At 30.6% G+C, this 16,380-nt stretch carries 13 protein-coding genes and 1 pseudogene; all 14 read right to left on the bottom strand.

Translation table 11 applies throughout. The features are described 5' to 3' along the window. Positions 1–36: 36 nt before the first annotated feature. The 14 genes and pseudogenes from C8N46_RS12435 to C8N46_RS12370 all read right to left on the bottom strand — a co-directional run bounded on the left by C8N46_RS12435 (position 37) and on the right by C8N46_RS12370 (position 16,062). The gene (locus tag C8N46_RS12435) at positions 37–1,269 is read right to left on the bottom strand and encodes a restriction endonuclease subunit S (protein WP_108115223.1); all 1,233 of its coding nucleotides are present in this window, start codon (positions 1,267–1,269) and stop codon (positions 37–39) included. Next, a pseudogene (locus C8N46_RS12430) lies at positions 1,269–2,852 on the bottom strand (type I restriction-modification system subunit M). The gene C8N46_RS12435 and the pseudogene C8N46_RS12430 overlap by 1 nt, the downstream one beginning before the upstream one ends. A gap of 194 nt (positions 2,853–3,046) precedes the next feature. Beyond that, positions 3,047–3,958, bottom strand: a complete 912-nt coding sequence (locus tag C8N46_RS12425; RefSeq protein ID WP_108115222.1) for a response regulator — start codon at positions 3,956–3,958, stop codon at positions 3,047–3,049. 2 nt (positions 3,959–3,960) lie between these two features. After that, a complete protein-coding gene (locus C8N46_RS12420; RefSeq protein ID WP_108115221.1) occupies positions 3,961–6,468 on the bottom strand; it encodes an N-6 DNA methylase in 2,508 nt (835 codons plus the stop codon). A gap of 65 nt (positions 6,469–6,533) precedes the next feature. Further along, the gene (locus tag C8N46_RS12415; protein ID WP_108115220.1) at positions 6,534–7,544 is read right to left on the bottom strand and encodes a helix-turn-helix transcriptional regulator; all 1,011 of its coding nucleotides are present in this window, start codon (positions 7,542–7,544) and stop codon (positions 6,534–6,536) included. Between the two features lie 78 nt (positions 7,545–7,622). Then, a complete protein-coding gene (locus tag C8N46_RS12410; protein WP_108115219.1) occupies positions 7,623–8,573 on the bottom strand; it encodes a hypothetical protein in 951 nt (316 codons plus the stop codon). A gap of 31 nt (positions 8,574–8,604) precedes the next feature. Beyond that, positions 8,605–10,047 (bottom strand): Mov34/MPN/PAD-1 family protein, encoded by a 1,443-nt coding sequence (locus C8N46_RS12405; protein ID WP_108115218.1) that lies wholly within the window; start codon positions 10,045–10,047, stop codon positions 8,605–8,607. 2 nt (positions 10,048–10,049) lie between these two features. After that, positions 10,050–10,646, bottom strand: coding sequence for a Mov34/MPN/PAD-1 family protein (locus C8N46_RS12400; RefSeq protein WP_108115217.1), 597 nt, complete (start codon positions 10,644–10,646; stop codon positions 10,050–10,052). 1 nt (position 10,647) lies between these two features. Continuing rightward, positions 10,648–11,184, bottom strand: a complete 537-nt coding sequence (locus C8N46_RS12395) for a ubiquitin-conjugating enzyme E2 (RefSeq protein WP_108115216.1) — start codon at positions 11,182–11,184, stop codon at positions 10,648–10,650. Between the two features lie 18 nt (positions 11,185–11,202). Then, complete coding sequence (locus C8N46_RS12390; protein WP_108115215.1) at positions 11,203–11,460, bottom strand: ubiquitin-like domain-containing protein; 258 nt, start codon at positions 11,458–11,460, stop codon at positions 11,203–11,205. 20 nt (positions 11,461–11,480) lie between these two features. Then, positions 11,481–12,719: a HesA/MoeB/ThiF family protein gene (locus C8N46_RS12385; RefSeq protein ID WP_108115214.1), complete on the bottom strand. Its 1,239-nt coding sequence runs from the start codon at positions 12,717–12,719 to the stop codon at positions 11,481–11,483. A gap of 414 nt (positions 12,720–13,133) precedes the next feature. Next, a complete protein-coding gene (locus C8N46_RS12380) occupies positions 13,134–13,835 on the bottom strand; it encodes a hypothetical protein (RefSeq protein WP_108115213.1) in 702 nt (233 codons plus the stop codon). 317 nt (positions 13,836–14,152) lie between these two features. Further along, on the bottom strand, positions 14,153–14,896 hold the full coding sequence (locus tag C8N46_RS12375) for a toll/interleukin-1 receptor domain-containing protein (RefSeq protein WP_108115212.1): 744 nt from the start codon (positions 14,894–14,896) through the stop codon (positions 14,153–14,155). A gap of 110 nt (positions 14,897–15,006) precedes the next feature. Further along, positions 15,007–16,062 carry a DUF4407 domain-containing protein gene (locus tag C8N46_RS12370; protein WP_108115211.1) on the bottom strand — a complete coding sequence of 352 codons (1,056 nt, stop codon included), beginning with the start codon at positions 16,060–16,062 and terminating at the stop codon, positions 15,007–15,009. Positions 16,063–16,380: the final 318 nt, after the last annotated feature.

Here is a 16,380-nt window from a genome sequence, read left to right as displayed (position 1 = left end):
TTATAAATGTAGGAAAAAACTTTTACTATTCTTAGTTTATACTAATTCTCCTTTAAATGCTTTTTGCAATAAACTATTGAATAAGTCTTCACTTTTTTGCAAGGCTTCTTGTGCTTGTTGTTTTTGTTGTGCTATAATTTGTATGCGTTTGGCAAATTCGTTTTGGAGTTTTAGTGGTGGCGAAATTATAGGAAACTCTTCTAAATGTGTTTTATTTATTTGTCTTTTGTCAATTCCTCCAACACATACGCTTCTTATATATTCTCTATACTTATAAGTAGTAAGTATGAATAAAACAAATTCATTAATGATATTTTCTTTAAGTCTTATTAAATATACGTGTCCATTAATATTTGCACTATTATCCTTACCCATGAACATAGCAGCTCGTCCTAAACTACTATTTTCCGTATTGATTCGACCTGTTTTAGTCATCAAGATATCTCCATTCTTCAAACTACTTTTCTGCATATTATTGTGAATATCTTGACTTATGTAAACAACATCATCAAGCTCAATTCTATTTCTCCAAATATTCTGGCTTCTAAAAAATGTAATTCCATTTTTCACATAAACTTTACTTCCTCCTTTTGGTGTATTACCACTTAAAATTTTTATAGAAATTTCTTTTAACCTGTTTACTTTCCAGTTTTTTTGATTTTCAATGGGATCACCAAACATCTCTAAAAACAAACTCTGTGTAAGCGTATCATACTTTTCAATAATTTTTTTGTTGAGTTGGCAGAGTTTGTCAGCTTCGTCTAATATGTTTGCAATGCGTTTTTGGGTTGCTAAGTTTGGTAGTGGGATTTTATTATTTAAAATTTCTTTCTTTCCAACATTTATTTGTAATCCTCCACCAGCAAATTTTTTATAATAGCTTTTATTTTCAGGTCTATTTAATGCATATTTCAGAAAAGGAATAAACACTCTATCTTCATTTTTTATAATTAATTTACCTACTCGTTGATTTTGAAGTAAAAATTTACCCTCAGTTTTTACTATTGTAGGAACACCCAGTATTTTTGGATCTCCTGCCAAATCTGTCATTGCTATAACTATATCTCCATCTTTCAATAAATAATCAGAATAAATTTCAGAAAAATTATCTGGCAAAAATCTTTTGTTGTGATCTAAATCAAAGTTTCCTCCTGGTCGAATACTACTCATTCTACAGCTTAAAGTATTTGATTTTTCAACATAATCTTTAGATTTAAAAGCAAAACCATTTTTTAAATCACAAATTTTATTTAATTCAACTAACTCCATTATCCAATCATCTTTTCTAGGTTCGACAAAGCTTCCGTACGTTGTGTATCCAAATCTTTTATTTGCTGAATTAAAACTTCTGGCGCATCATATTGTATTTCTTCATATACAATTTCTTTGTATCTATTGATGGATAAATCCCAATCATTGTCTATAATTTCTTGTTTTGGCACCAAGAATGATTGTTGTGTACGGTCTGAGAATTGTTTGCGTAAGCTTGCTTTTTTTGCTTTACTTTCTGTTGCAAAATTGATCAGCTTTGGTGCATCAATGAGTATTTGTGGTATGTTACATTTTTCGTGAACTGCTGCTACGATGGCTTCGGGAGCACTAAAACATTGTGCAAATGCTTCTTCAGAAATTTTCAGGTTGCGTTTGTCATCCAAACTCAAACCATCTTCTTTCATATCATAAAACCAGACATCATCCGTACCGCCAGAGTTTGTTTTTGTAAAGAATAATATTGCCGTACTTACACCTGCATAGGGTTTAAAAACACCGCTTGGCATTGAAATTACCGCTTGTAGTTGTTGTTTTTCTACCAATTGCTCCCGAATGTTTTTGTGTGCTTTGGAGCTTCCAAATAATACGCCATCGGGTACAATAACGGCGGCTCTTCCGCCAGTTTTTAACATCCGTAACATGAGTGCTAAGAAGAGTAATTCTGTTTTTTTGGTTTTGGTCACTTTGAGCAAGCTACTTTCTACCTCATCATAGTCCAAACTACCTTTAAATGGCGGATTGGCTAAGATTAATGAATACGCTTCGTTGATGTTACTGTTACTTTCACTTAGTGCATCTTTTCCTATTAACGTTGGATTATCCATACCATGTAATTGCATGTTCATGGCACCAATACGCAACATCGTAGGGTCAAACTCAATACCATTGAACATCGTATTGTTGAAATGCTTTCTGAATTCCTGATTGTTGAACCAATCTTGATGTTTTTCGTAGATATATTATCCTGCTGCTACCATAAAACCCGCAGTTCCACAACTTGGATCGCAGATAATATCGTCTTGTTTTGGTTGCGTGATTTCTACCATCATCCGAATGATATGACGCGGCGTTCTGAATTGTCCGTTGGTTCCTGCTTCCGCAATTTTACTGAGCATGTATTCGTATAAATCGCCTTTTGCATCTTTGTTATCTAATTCTAAACTATCAATTTGCTGTACAACTTTGTCTAATAGTTTTGGCGATTGAATCATGAAAATGGCGCCTTTCATGTATTTTGCAAATACGCCACCTTGCTGACCAATGTTTTTCATGAAATCAAAAACCGTTAAGTCGTCAATATCTTTTTGCGGTCTGGTGAATAAATCAAACATTTCTTCTGGATTCTTTTGTTTGAAGCTACTCCAACGTAAGGGCTGTTGTTTTTCCGTATAGATTGGGTTTTCTGAAGGAATTCCTAAAAGGTTTTCTTTTCTCTCACTACGTTCTTGACGTTTGTCTAGTTGGCGTAAGAAGATAAGATAGGTAAATTGTTCTATTACCGTTAGTGGATTGGAGATTCCGCCTGTCCAGAAGTCGTTCCAGATTTTATCAATCGTGCTTTTTAGCGTTCCTGCGATCATTGTTTCGTTTAGTTTCATACTGCTTGTGCTTTTTTATTTTACTGATGTAAAGATATTTAGCACCTGTGCAGTGTAGTTGCATTCGTTGTTTCTCGTGAGCAACAAAATAGGGAATTTATTACAGAAAAAATCGGTTGCGGGAAAAAATCCTTCAACCGATTTGTAGCATAGTTTGTATTTTAAAACTTTAATACTTATGGATTCTCTTGCATTGTCTTTTTGAACCATAATAAAATTTCAAGTAATCCATTTCTGAGTGCTTCTACACTGTAGTTACTAATCATGTAATCCACTTGATTTTGCGTATGATGAATATATTTCCCACATGTCTGATATAGCCAACTTTGCAGCAGTTCAATTTCGTGAGTTTGATAGACTGTTGATGTTGGCACAAATTTATTTTGCGAAGCATCCCAAGTTATATTTCCAGATAAGTACTTTACTTTATTTTTAAAACTTCTAAGCCCATTAGTAAATATTCCTTTAGCTTCTATGGCTGTAAAGCAACTTTCTTGGATACTACGAATATTGGTTAATATTGCTTTTAATTCATTGTTATTTGTTGGTAATGGCTGTAATAATACATTTATTAGGTTTTCTTTTACCGTATTTGGTAAATACCCTAATATAAAAATTTCAAAGACATCAGCATATTCATTTTTTATTTGTGTTTGCGGTAGTGCATCTACTGCTTTTTTAATTTCTTTGCATAGTTCCTCAAAATCATCGTCTATGTTTTTATCAAAGACTTTTCCATTTGCAAAGGAAGTGTCTGCAAATATATTCACCAAACTATTTTTATCTTTTACAAAAGAACGTTGCCCTGAATATATAAACCAAGGAATTGTAATTCCTTTTGCTTTTTGTTCTCCTAAGTATTTGGCAACTTCTCCAAAGGCTTCATCATTTAATGCATTGCCTGAATGATCTTCATTTTTATAAAATAAACCATCTAGAATAATTGCATCATATTCATTGGTTTTCAATTCTATTAAACCATCAGCAGCATTACTACATCCGTTAAGTGTAATATCTACAAGTAATGCATCTTCTTTTATTGTTTCTAATGTTTCATGTTCGTCATCGAACCATAATATATTGTACATAGCTATTCTTTTAATGTTATCGGTAATTTTATTTCTATCGTAGTTATATCTTCACTTTCCAGCATTTCAGCACTAGTTTTGTCCGTAATATTTAGTTTCCCTTTGTGTTTTTTTACAACTTCATTTATAAGCCAGCCGCCTAGTCCATTTCCCGCATTTTTCCCTAACATACTTCCTTTTCTGGTATAAGCTTCTAAAGTAAAATCTTTTGGTAATGAGTTTCCATTATTTGTAAAGTCTATTTGTAATGTGAGGTTTTCAAAATCGTATTGAAGCTCTACTTTGATTTTGTTATTCGTATTTAATTGGTTTTCAAATGCATGTTTTTCTGCATTTTCAATTATATTGTCAAAAATTCGTCTCAGATATTCTTTATCTCCATCAATATATATTCCTTTAACGTCACTTTCTTTTAATAACTCAAGATCTTTATCTAATGTAATTTCAAAAATATTATGGTCACGATCCTGTATTTCCTCTACATAGTTAGTTAGAAATTTTAGGACTTCTATTTTTGAATATTTTATAGCTGTAAGATCAATTTCTTGTCCTGCGATATTAACACTTTTATTAATATCTGTAATGTCTCTTTCTAATATTTGCAAATAACCTCCAAGCGTTTGTTGTAGTTTTTCATTACGCTTCAATGACAATACTTCTGGCATCTCTTTGACAACCTGTTCTTTTATAATTTGTTGTACGGCGCTCAACGCTCCTCTTATATTTTTGAGTCGCCCTGCTATTTGGTGACGTAGAAAACTATTTTCATCAGCGACATCAATTCCGTAACTTTCTTTTAGTTCTTTTACTTCCGTTAGTTTATTACTAACAATCTTTTCTTTGTAAGCGAATTTTTTACTTTTTTGTTCTTCTAAACTAGGAAGTACTACATTGATAGTTAGTAAATCATTGATAGATATTTTCTGTATTGCACCTGTAGTTTTATTTCTTTTTAATTGTTTTAAAACATATTCTTTTTGCAATTCTAATACTAGATACTCTATATCAACAACAGCTTCATCTACTGTGGCTGCGAAAATCATTGGTCTAGGATAAAAAACCAGATGCTTTTCTTTTTTGTATATAGTTGGTTTCAAACTAGCATGCAACGTTGACAATAATATACAATTATCAACTAGCACATTTGCATTAGATTTTAATTCTCTTTCTTCTAATTCGTCAAACGATCTGGCAAGATTTGTTTCATCATCAGATAAATCTCTTATCCTTATAAATCTTCCTTCTCGTTGTTTAGGTTTTACCCTTGGCAATCGTTTTAAAATTTTCTTTAAGGGCACTAGACTCTCCTTATTTTCTTCTGAGATTTCAAGTTCTTCAAAGACATATCTATTTACTGATAGGTTGTATTGATTTGTAGCAATTTCTTGGAATGAGATATCACGAACCAATTGATTTTTAGTATCACTATCAATAAGAGACAATACTTTATCTACTTTTACCACATTTCTTTTTCCGTCCGCTTTTGTATGTAATTCAGTAGCATCAATAAAGCGAACATGTTGCCCTGAAGATTCATCTTTGTTTAATACTATAACATTTACTGGAATTGATGAGAAGTTTAAAATATTTGAAGGCAACGCTATAATTGTTTCCAGATACTGATTCTCTACTAAAAATTTCTTGAGCGCATTTTCTCTTTTATTTTTGCTGTACAAAAAACCATTTGGCATTACAAATACCATTTTTCCCCCTTTTTTTAACTTTTTGAAGCATTCTGATATGATATACGCATTCGCATTATTTCTTAGAAAGTATTTATTTTTATGAGATAGATAGTCTAAATCTCTTTTAAACTTTAGATTAAATGGAGGATTGAAGGCTATAAAATTATACTTTCTATTGACATAAGAATCTTCTAAACTATCTTTTTGCTCAAGAATAAAACTACTAGGTTTATCGTGAATTAGTAAGCGTAGTTTTGCCAGTACTTGAGTTGCAATATTCAGTTCTTCTCCAATATATTCTATTGTATCGGGTAAGTCAATCGCTAGAGAAGCGAATCCTGCAAATGGATTATAATAGCTATAATTTGCTCTCTTTGGCTTGAAGTGATTTATTATTTTAGTGACTTCTTGGGGCTGTAGAGCATCTGCATACGCATCTCTGTAGCCGCCAGTTTCACCGAGTAAGAATTCGAACAATTCAGTTCCTTTTTCTTCTATAAAATCATTCTGGATGTTTGTAATGATGCTAATTAAACTAGAAAAGTAATATTTTTTTACAATACTAATTAGATGGTAAATGTAACTTTCATATAATTCCTCAAGTTCGAAATGAAGAGCGTTTTTTATCAACGAACTCATCGTATCTTTAATTTCTATCCTGTTGGAATTGTAATTAATAATACCAGTTTGTAAAATGTTTTCTTTTTTCAGTATTAGTAAAAAACATTCCAGTATCAGCGCGTCAATCTTTGATAGATTACTATCAGAAGTATTTTTGAGCGTTCTTAGTACCGCTACTATTTGTAAAAATTTTTTATCCTCCATTCAAATTTTATTTTAAGCTTGTCTTGTTTCACAAAGATATATTCTATATGTGCAATGATTCTGCACTAGTTATAATTTTCTATACATTTGTTTAGAATTTCTTTTATTTCTTCTCGTAAAAAAAAAGGTTCTACAACAACAATGTCTTTTCCAAAACTTAGTATTTTTTTCTTTAGTTCATAGTTTGGAATGACTTCTATGGAAAATGTAAAACTTTCATCAGTTTCAGCTATTCGTTTTTGTGAGCCATGCAAAGGTTTCGTTTTTATGTAAGGAGTTAATTGAGAAGATACTTTTAAAACTACTTTTTCCAACGGTTGATCTTTTGGCATTGTCACGCCTATGATATCTTCAAAATACTCTTCGAAGTTCATTATTTGGTTGTCATTATAGGCAATGGAAGCATGTTCCATATTTTTTATTCTATCTAACGCTAGATTTGTTACATCATCATATTCATCGCTTTTTCCGAATAAAAACCAACGGTTGTTATATTGTTTTAAATAACATGGATGAAATTGTAATACTTGTGGTTCTTTAGCTTTAAATGATTGATAAGTAATCGTTAAAGCTTGTTTGTTTTGAATGGCTTTGAACAAAGGAGAAATATATTCTGTTCCCACTAAGTATTTATTAGTATCAAACCCAATAATTTCTTGGTTTTCATTAGAGAGTTTAAACGTTTGATCAAGTTTTGGAATAAGTTCATTTATCCATTCAAACTGCGGCAACCCTTTAAATCTGTTCAATACCAACATTGCAGATTTTATTTGATCGGCTTCGTTATCATTTAATGGCTGATTTTTTATAGAAAATGATGAATCATCATATCTATGATAGGTACGTCGTCCATCTTTTACTTTTTCTATCGGAGCAGAGAATCCTTGTGAAGATTCCATAAATCGAATGTCGTCGTATAATTGTCTTTTTTTAATTCCGTCTGACTTTGGATCAAATTCAAACAACGCTTCGTTACAAGCTTCTAATAAATCTTCTATATAATATCGTTTTCCTGTATTACTAAAACATTTATCTAATGCATTATAACGTATAATAGCATGTTTATTTGTTGCCATATCTTTATTTTTTGATGCTTTTGTAAAGATATGTAAAATGTGTGCAGTGGAAGTGCGTGGGTTTGGATAATTGTATTGTTACTCAGTAAGTAATGAATAATGGATATCATAGTAATATTGATAGTATTCCCTTTTATAATATTCGTTTATTGAATTGCTACAACCTAAAATTTTTATATTACTATCTACACATGAATCATAATTCCCACTTACTTTATCATAAAATAAAGGTACATTTCCTGTTCTTTTTAAATAATATACACCAGGATTTGGTATTTCAAAATTTACATCAATTTTGTTCCACCCGATGTTACTTTTAACATAAACTTCTATGGAATCAATTAGTACATTGAATTCATTATATAGTTCAATTATTAAATAATCATTTTGATTTGGCTTAACATATAGATTATCAATTTTTAATGAAACATAAGTTTTTAGAAACATTAAATAATTCTGATCATAACTATCGCTATTCGTTTCATGAATATTCTTTCCAATACAGAAAGTTGATTTACTTATATTATTTAATCGATTTAGAACCGAGTCTAAACTTTTTTTAGAATTTTTCAGATTATTATTTTCCTTTTCAAGTGAATCTATTTTATTTCCATATTCTTTATTTTTATCTCTGTTTTTTTCACTTAATTTTTTAATATCGAAGTATAGATTTTGTTTTTGAATATGCTCATTATTATATAAATTATACCAATATATAATAAGTCCTAAAAAAAGAAATGTAGCTAATAGAAAAAACAAGAAATGAGTTTTATAACTTTTTTCTATCACTGGCGGAGTTTCTTTTACACCATATTCGGTATTTGGAATGCATAATAATGTTTTTGTTTGTTTGCAACATTTCCCTTTCATTGTATTTTTCCAAACATCTTTTAAGTATACTGTTTTACATACAGCACAAACACATACTTCATCGCCAACTTTTAGTAACTTTTTTGTCACAGGATCTACACGATGATCTGCAAGTATAGAAGGATGTTTTACTCTATTTATGATAATGGAATTACTCATGATATCTTATGGATTCTTATATTTGAGTATATTATTCTTTCAGAGTATTGCTACTAATAGAGTCATTCAGGCCGTTCCAGTTTTGCTCCAAATGATATAAGCACTCAACAGGCAAACAATCACTAGCATTATAAAGATTTTGCTCCCCTACAACATCACTCTTCTTCGTAGTTTTTTTGAATATCTGAAATATGCCAGCACTTGTAATAACTAGTACTAGTGTTATTAAAATTGAAAATGGAAGTACTTTTTTTTTTGAAATTTTATGTACCGTAGGCTTTTCAGTGATTGGACTATTTGAATCGTCATCTTCAAGAAAAAAACCTTTACATTCTAGTGCATTTTCTCCCACAAAAGATTTCCAAATTTGTTTGTGTGGATTGAAAATAATTGCATAGTGCCAGTCTTGATTGAAGTATTTTCGTTGAGTATTCATATCTGTTCCAGACATAAAAACATCTAAACCATTGGGATGCGTATGATACCATCCGATAATTTGTAGTGGATCATCTTCCCTTTCTCCTAAGATTTTATCGGCATCACTTAACATTTGTGCCCAAATTTCATGAGACATTTCAAGATATACAGAACTACCCCTAGCATTTGTTCCGGCAACTACTTCTTCAACAACACCAAACTGTACTTTTTTTTCAGTATCATAAAAGACATTTCCGAGTAAGATACCTCCTTGCTCTTTTTTGTTTGATTGTGTTTCTTGATTTCCCCATTGAATATGCTTCCATATTTCCTTCTTGGCATTGTTGGATATGTACAACAGTGCGTCAGATTTTATATTCTCGTTTTGAGTTTTTAAGTTATGATCTATTTCAAAACGATTATTTTCTAATATTTTTTCTGTTGGATTGTAACTTTCGTTAGCTACAATGTCAAACTTTTTAATCTTTTTTACAATTTGATGAGTCTGCTTTTTTTGTACATCAAATTTCTTTTTAACTTGACCCTTAGGGATTTCTAAACGCTCTTTCTGATTCGAGAAGAATGAATCTGTTGGAAAGTCTTCAGAACCTTCATGAATGCACATCAAATACCAATCGCGTGCTTTTTTATTAACGCTGAATTTTGGCTTAATATATTCTTTTTGATATTGTAAAGAACGAATCATTCTTTTTACAAAAGTGACAATATCATGCTTGTTTTTTACATAATCAATCCATTGTGATCTCTTAACAAACCACTTATTTATAATTTTGAAGTTCTTAAAATGTGGGTGAAAAGGTACATTCGTTTTATCTTTTACAAATATTTCGAAGACGTTATTGTGTTTATTCGATGAAATTTCTAATTCAAAACGAAAAATATCAGTAGTTTCATTTTGTGAAATATACGTTTCAAGATTTAGTTCAAATTCTATAATATATTTTTCTCCAACTTTAACCTCTTCAAAGTATTTAATACGATTATGTGCATCAAAAAACGCTCTTATCTTTAATATTTCATTTTCTAGCTTCTCCATATTTACTTGCTTAACATGTAACCATTACATTCTTCTGCATTACGTCCGTTGAATGCTCTCCAAAATTGTTTTTGTGGATTTAAAACAATTGCAAACTGCCATTCTTTCGAAAACATTTTCCTCTGAGTATTCATGTCAGTTCCAGACATGAATACTGATAATCTTCCTGGATGTGTGTGATACCAGCCGATGATTTGTAAATCTCTTTCTATAGTGGCTTCATTTATAGCGTCAAGTTTATCCATCATCATTTTCCATGTAGCATGGTTGAATTCTAGATACGTCATTGAACCTTTTGCAGTCGTTGCGGGAATCGCTACTTCTACGTGCCCAATAATTGAGTTATCACTTCTGTTTTTGTATGAATGTCCTATTAATAACCCTCCTTGTTCAACTGAGTTTGATGATATATCTTTTCCCCATCCTATATGACTAAAGATATTTTCTTTAGCAGACGAAGAAATATACAAGCTATTCTTCGTATCGATTTTTTGAGTATTGGAGATAATTTCTTTTTCTCTTTCGGCAAATGCTATTTTTGTGAAATCAATTACATCGTATTCACTAGAAACTTTATATTTATCAAAACCTTTACTCATACTAATTGATTGTGAACTTTTTTTTAGGTTTCATAGAAAAATTCATTTTTTCTTTCGTAGGATCGGGTAATAGTTGTGTATCACAAGGGAAAATATTTCCTCCTTTCTTTTTTAAAAACCAACTATTTGCTTCTCTATTTGCAGGACTTTCTTCATTTGTAATTTCAAGATCATATTGTAATGTTCTAGCCATTCGGACAATATGATGACCTAATCCTTCAGACATTATCCAAGTCCCAAAACACCATTTTCCATCACGGTACCAGTTAGGGTGAAAAACTACTGGCTGCGATTCCATTCTTACCTCAGGTGCTACTCTTGGATAATCTGCTGGAATCTTAACGTTTACAATATGTGTATCTCTGTATGTTGGTCCTTTACCTGTGATTCCTTTTATTTTTAGTGTAACCTTGTAAGCTTCAATGTAAGGAACGTTTCCGTTTATAGCTTCCCAAGTAATGATATCGCCTTTGATATTGACCATTTCTTTGTAATCATTTTTTAGGCGTAATTTTCTAATTTCTTGAGGTGTCATCATCGCTTTGGATTTAATAGTTTACTTATATCCGGCATCTGTAGCTGGAATCACTCTTAGTGTATGATTGTCTTCAACTCCATTTTCGGATAAGGTTCTTTGGTTGTCCAATTGTTTTCCTCCTTTTATAGCTAGGTTATAGCCTTCATTACTAGGTGGAACAAAATCGTTTGCGATTAGTTCTCCGATGACATCTTGTCCTGTCATTGAATCGTCTAAGGTTACACTTATTACTCTCCCATCTGTTGGATGAATAAAGCTTACTGTTACATCTGCCATAATTTTCGTTTTTATTAGTATTAAATTTTATTAAAAATTGTCTCTTTATTATTTAGTTTGTAATATGCATAGTTGTCTTCCTTATCTATTACTGCTACAATATGCTGAAAAGGAATTCCTATTTGATTTAATGTAAAATGAAGTAATTCTTCATCAGTATTTTCTAAATTGAATATATCCTGTGTCACTTTTACTGTTTCAACTGAACTATTTGTGTCTGAAAAAAATTTCCCTTCTAATCGACAGCTACTACATATAAATTCTTCAGCCGAAATTCTAAACGTTGGTCGCATTAAGCGTATCTCAGAGAAACATATCCTACAGGATACTGTTTTAACAAATGTTCGATCACCTCTAAAATCTAAAGATGCGCCTTTTCCAGAATACTCTTTTTTTGTAATTAATTGTAAGAACTCGTGTAATGTGTGATTCGCATTTACAGGAATTGGAATCACGTTTGGGTATTCTGCATGTGCTGTACAATGCGGATCCTCTTGTTTTGAGAAAATATCAAAATCATTATTCTTTCCTTGAAAGTATATCTTTTTTCCTACTTCTACTTTTTGACTACAAAGGAATTTCACAGCTTCTTGTACTTGTATACCTGAAACAATTGCAGATGTTATTTGAGTTGTAGGCATTTTTTCTTCTGCAAACGCTTTTAATTTTGCCTGATCGCAAGAATATCGCTTATTCGCATTTTCTAATTGCTTAGGAGTAAGATTACATTGATAGCATGGCCCGTTTGGGGGATTATAGAATTCTACTCGCATTCCTAGTTCATACATTCCACTATCAATCCAAGGAGTTTTGCTTAACCAACATTGTCTATTAATAGATATTCTTGCTTCCACATTGTCTAAACAGCCTAATACCAAATCCATTTCTTCATAGATTCCAGTTCCTAATTCCCACACTAAGTCTCCATGAAACCATGAAACTTGAATATCGTCATGAAACGCCATTTTTTTGATTCGCTTTGCTGCAACTTCTGCTTTTTTCTTTCCCACATCTTCTTTTCTAAAAAGCACTGTCCTACTAAGATTGGATGTTGAAATAGTATCAAAATCTACGATTAAAATATTTCCAATTCCAATCAATGCTAAGTTTTTTAAGGTTTCATTTCCTATTGCGCCAGCTCCAACAACCATAACTTTCGCATTTTTCAATCGCTCTTGACTCCACCATGAAATTCGCTCTTGTCGGTCTGTAGGATTATTTTCAATATTATTGATAGATTCTATTGTAAATTTTTTCATTTTGTATTTTTTACCATGAATGACCACAACCGTTTCTATTAGTTGAACAATGCCATTTATTGTCTTTTTTTATAATAGTGCCTTTTGAGTTACAATAAATACAACTTCTGGGCCGACTCTCTGACACTACTCTAAATCCTTCAGAACCTGTGGAAGTTTTAGAAACATTATTTATTGTAAATTTTTTTCTGTTTTGAGTTACAACATTTGTACTAGTATTTGTCTGTGAATTTGTACGATATTCATCTTTGTCTTCAGTAAAGAAGAAATGTTGAATTTGCTTCCAAATATTAGATAAGAAACTCATTGAATTATTATTTTGCTTATTCAAATATCCAAAGGTTTTTAATGATTTTTATAACTACTTCTACTGATTTTGTTTCTCCTAAGTTTTTACTAGAAAAAATCATCAATCTATTTGTTTTTCTTTTTTCTTTTTTTGTGTTTTGAAGCTTTATTTAATTTCCATCCTCTTGGTCTTGGTTGCCAATCAAATAATATATCGAACAAACGCTCACTGGCTTTTTGTTTTTGTTTTTCATTTGAGCATATAGCTTTTATAATGGCTGGGTAACTTCCCATTATATGTATAGACTCACATGCTTTATGATAATGCTTTAGAGCATTCATATACTGGTATATAAGTAATGCTATAATAGTGCTAAATGGCACTATTAATGAAATTCGATACATTATCTGCCCAGAGGTATTTTCAGGTAATAAGTTTTTATTTAGTATAGGAAGTGTTAGTAAATATACTAGCAATATTATTGACAATATTGCTAGTATTAGAAAGAAAGAATATTGAATAAAATACTTAGATTTATCTTTTTGAAAAGGCTTTTTTTCTGATTTTAGGATTGCTTTTAGTTTTTCAAAACTTTGAACTGCATCATGGTCTGTTTTATTAGCAAGCTTCGCGAGTTGTATTTCTTTATCTTTATACTCAAAAATTTCATCTAGAATTTTTTTAACTATTTCAAATCCAATACTCTTATCAGTTGACTTATTAACAACATATTCTTCAACTTCATTTAAAAGTTGAGATGAAAGTTTTACTTGTTTACTCTCAACTTTTTCTTTGATTATTTTTAATGTATCGCTTAAAATACCCATCTCAATTATCTTGATATTTTTTTATAATCTTGATTAATGAATTATAAAAATCAACAATTATAGATTCATTTTTTAAATCACTATTTTTTATTAGAAAACCTATTTCAGAAGATATATATGAAACATCGCCGCAGTTGACAATTATCCCTTTATTCTTATTTGATACTTTTATGATCAGTAATCCAGTATTTAAAGTTAATTGAGATAAAGAAGACGTTTCGGTATTTACTGAATGAAAATAAATGACTATTGAGTATGAAACATTCTTTGCTATACTTAATTTAAAAATTAATTCACTTTCGCTACAACAAACTTCTTCAAAAAAAAAAACCTGTATTTCTAGTATATAATTCGAAATTCAATGAAGACATCATTCGATTAATTTTCTCTATTTCTATTTTCGGAAAATCAATTTTTAGCGGCAATTCTTTCAAAGTTTTATTTTGATTGCAATGAATTCCATTTAATGAAACAATCCAAGTTTCTTTTAAAAAAACCAATTTACACTTTTCGCAAACGACAACTTTATCTCCAACTCTAATTAATTGTCTAGTAATTGGATCAATTCTATGATCAGCTAAAAAGGATTCATGTTTATTTCTACCAATCGTAATTACATTTGGAAATACTTTTATATCGCTAGATTTAACACTAGGCTTAGTTTGAAGCCTTTTTTTGACTATTTTCGCTATTGCTAGAGGGTCAGAGTTCCACTCAATATAAGTTAGTTTACTTAGGGATTTAGGGATTTTAGCTCCTTTACAAACTATTAGAATTAAATAACTTGGTTCTAATTTTAATCTATTTAATACTGCACTCAACTCTAATCTGGTAAAATTTCCCTTAGAATAATCTTTGGAAAAAATAATTATTGCTAGTTTAGCATACTCTTCATACAGCTTTCGCAAATTAGATTTTAAGTCAATACCAATATTTTCTTCTTGCCTATATAAATAATAGTAAGATTCTATTTTCATTTTCTCTAGTGCTACATGGATACCAACTGCAATATCTTTTTGAGCATCTGAAAACGAAATAGCTACGTCATACCTGTATTTCATTAAATTGAAAAATTATTATTAAAAAAACAGGACTAATATCTAGTTAAAAAAAGAACTATTCTTAATTATTTTCTAGGAATTATATCTAGTAACTTTTTACTAGAAAAATGCTATGTAATTATTCGAGTTTTGATTTGATGTATGTGTTTTTTAGGAGCATAATTTCCAACTGTTTGTCCAGTGTAATCATCGTTTTCCAAATCTTCCAATGCTCTGTTTGCTTCCGTATTGATGAGTTGAATGTTCATACGTCTTCTCGCTTCTATCATAGAGTCATATTCCGTTGATTGCGTCATAATTTTTATGAGACTTGGTATGATTTCAAATAAAACAAATAGGATTCGTATTCCCCAGCTCATCCACCAAGTACTACCTGTTTTATCTTCTTCAACAATTTGTTCTAGTGCCTGGAACTTTGATAGCAAATCGAATTGTTGCACTACTTGATCTTTTTCAAATTTTTTCTCAATTGATTCTTTTTCATCTCTATATTCTGTTTCTAAAAACTTAGTAAGTCGAGCTGTTTCATTTTTAACATTATTTTGATGAAGTTGCATATTACGCTTAGCATCCCTATAAACTTTACCTTCTCCTTTTTTTTTACTAATTCCTCTACCTGCTAATTCTTCCGTCATAATTTTGGACCAATAATCAACTTTTTCCTGTGCATCATTTACTCTTTTTTCTAAACGACTCTTTTTTGTAGCTAAATCACGAAAGGCCGTTTCCTTTTTGACTGTTTCATTACTATTTTCAATTTTATAGTTTTGAATAAGTTGCTTTTCAATTCTCCCTTCAAGTAGTTTTAGTTCAATTGGTATAGCTACTATAATTCCAATCACTATTGCTAAACATAGACGCATTAGTGCTGTAGTTTTACTTTTAGCGGCTACTACTTCTCTGTCAATAGCGATAATCATTAGTGCATAAAAAATTCCCAACAATGGAGCTATTACGTATCCACTTGTATTGAAGGTAACTGTTTCTGTTTTCCAATCAAATTCTGTAAACATATTCAAAATTGCATATGTTCCTGAACAAAATGCCAAGATTCCGGTAAGTAGTACAAATAATCCAAAACCAACTTGTGTATCTTTTGCGCTTTGTGGGCACTCTTTGTAAATATCAAGATCTGTTTTGGATAGAAATAGTAGTAGTTTTTTCATCTGCTTTCTTTTAGTGTGATTAACTTTTATTATATTTCTACTCTAACTTTTAATCATAGTTTCCTATGTATTTGAATGGAAATGGGCTTCAAAGATTTGTATTTAACCAATAATACCGTACATTTTTTTAATTGATGCACATTATTAATCTTTAAGCATTGCTGCAACTTTGAAAAATCATAAAGTAGCGGTATCGTTTTCTTTAATACTGAAAATGATAAACATATACCTCTCACTTTGATTAAATAAATGTTTTGGTGTATCCTCGATTCTTTTTTTAATTGTTCCGAAACACGATAGATATTGTTTTGCTTATTG

It is taken from the genome of Kordia periserrulae (assembly GCF_003054265.1).
Lineage (GTDB): Bacteria > Bacteroidota > Bacteroidia > Flavobacteriales > Flavobacteriaceae > Kordia > Kordia periserrulae.
This window is presented reverse-complemented; position numbering and strand designations above follow the sequence as displayed.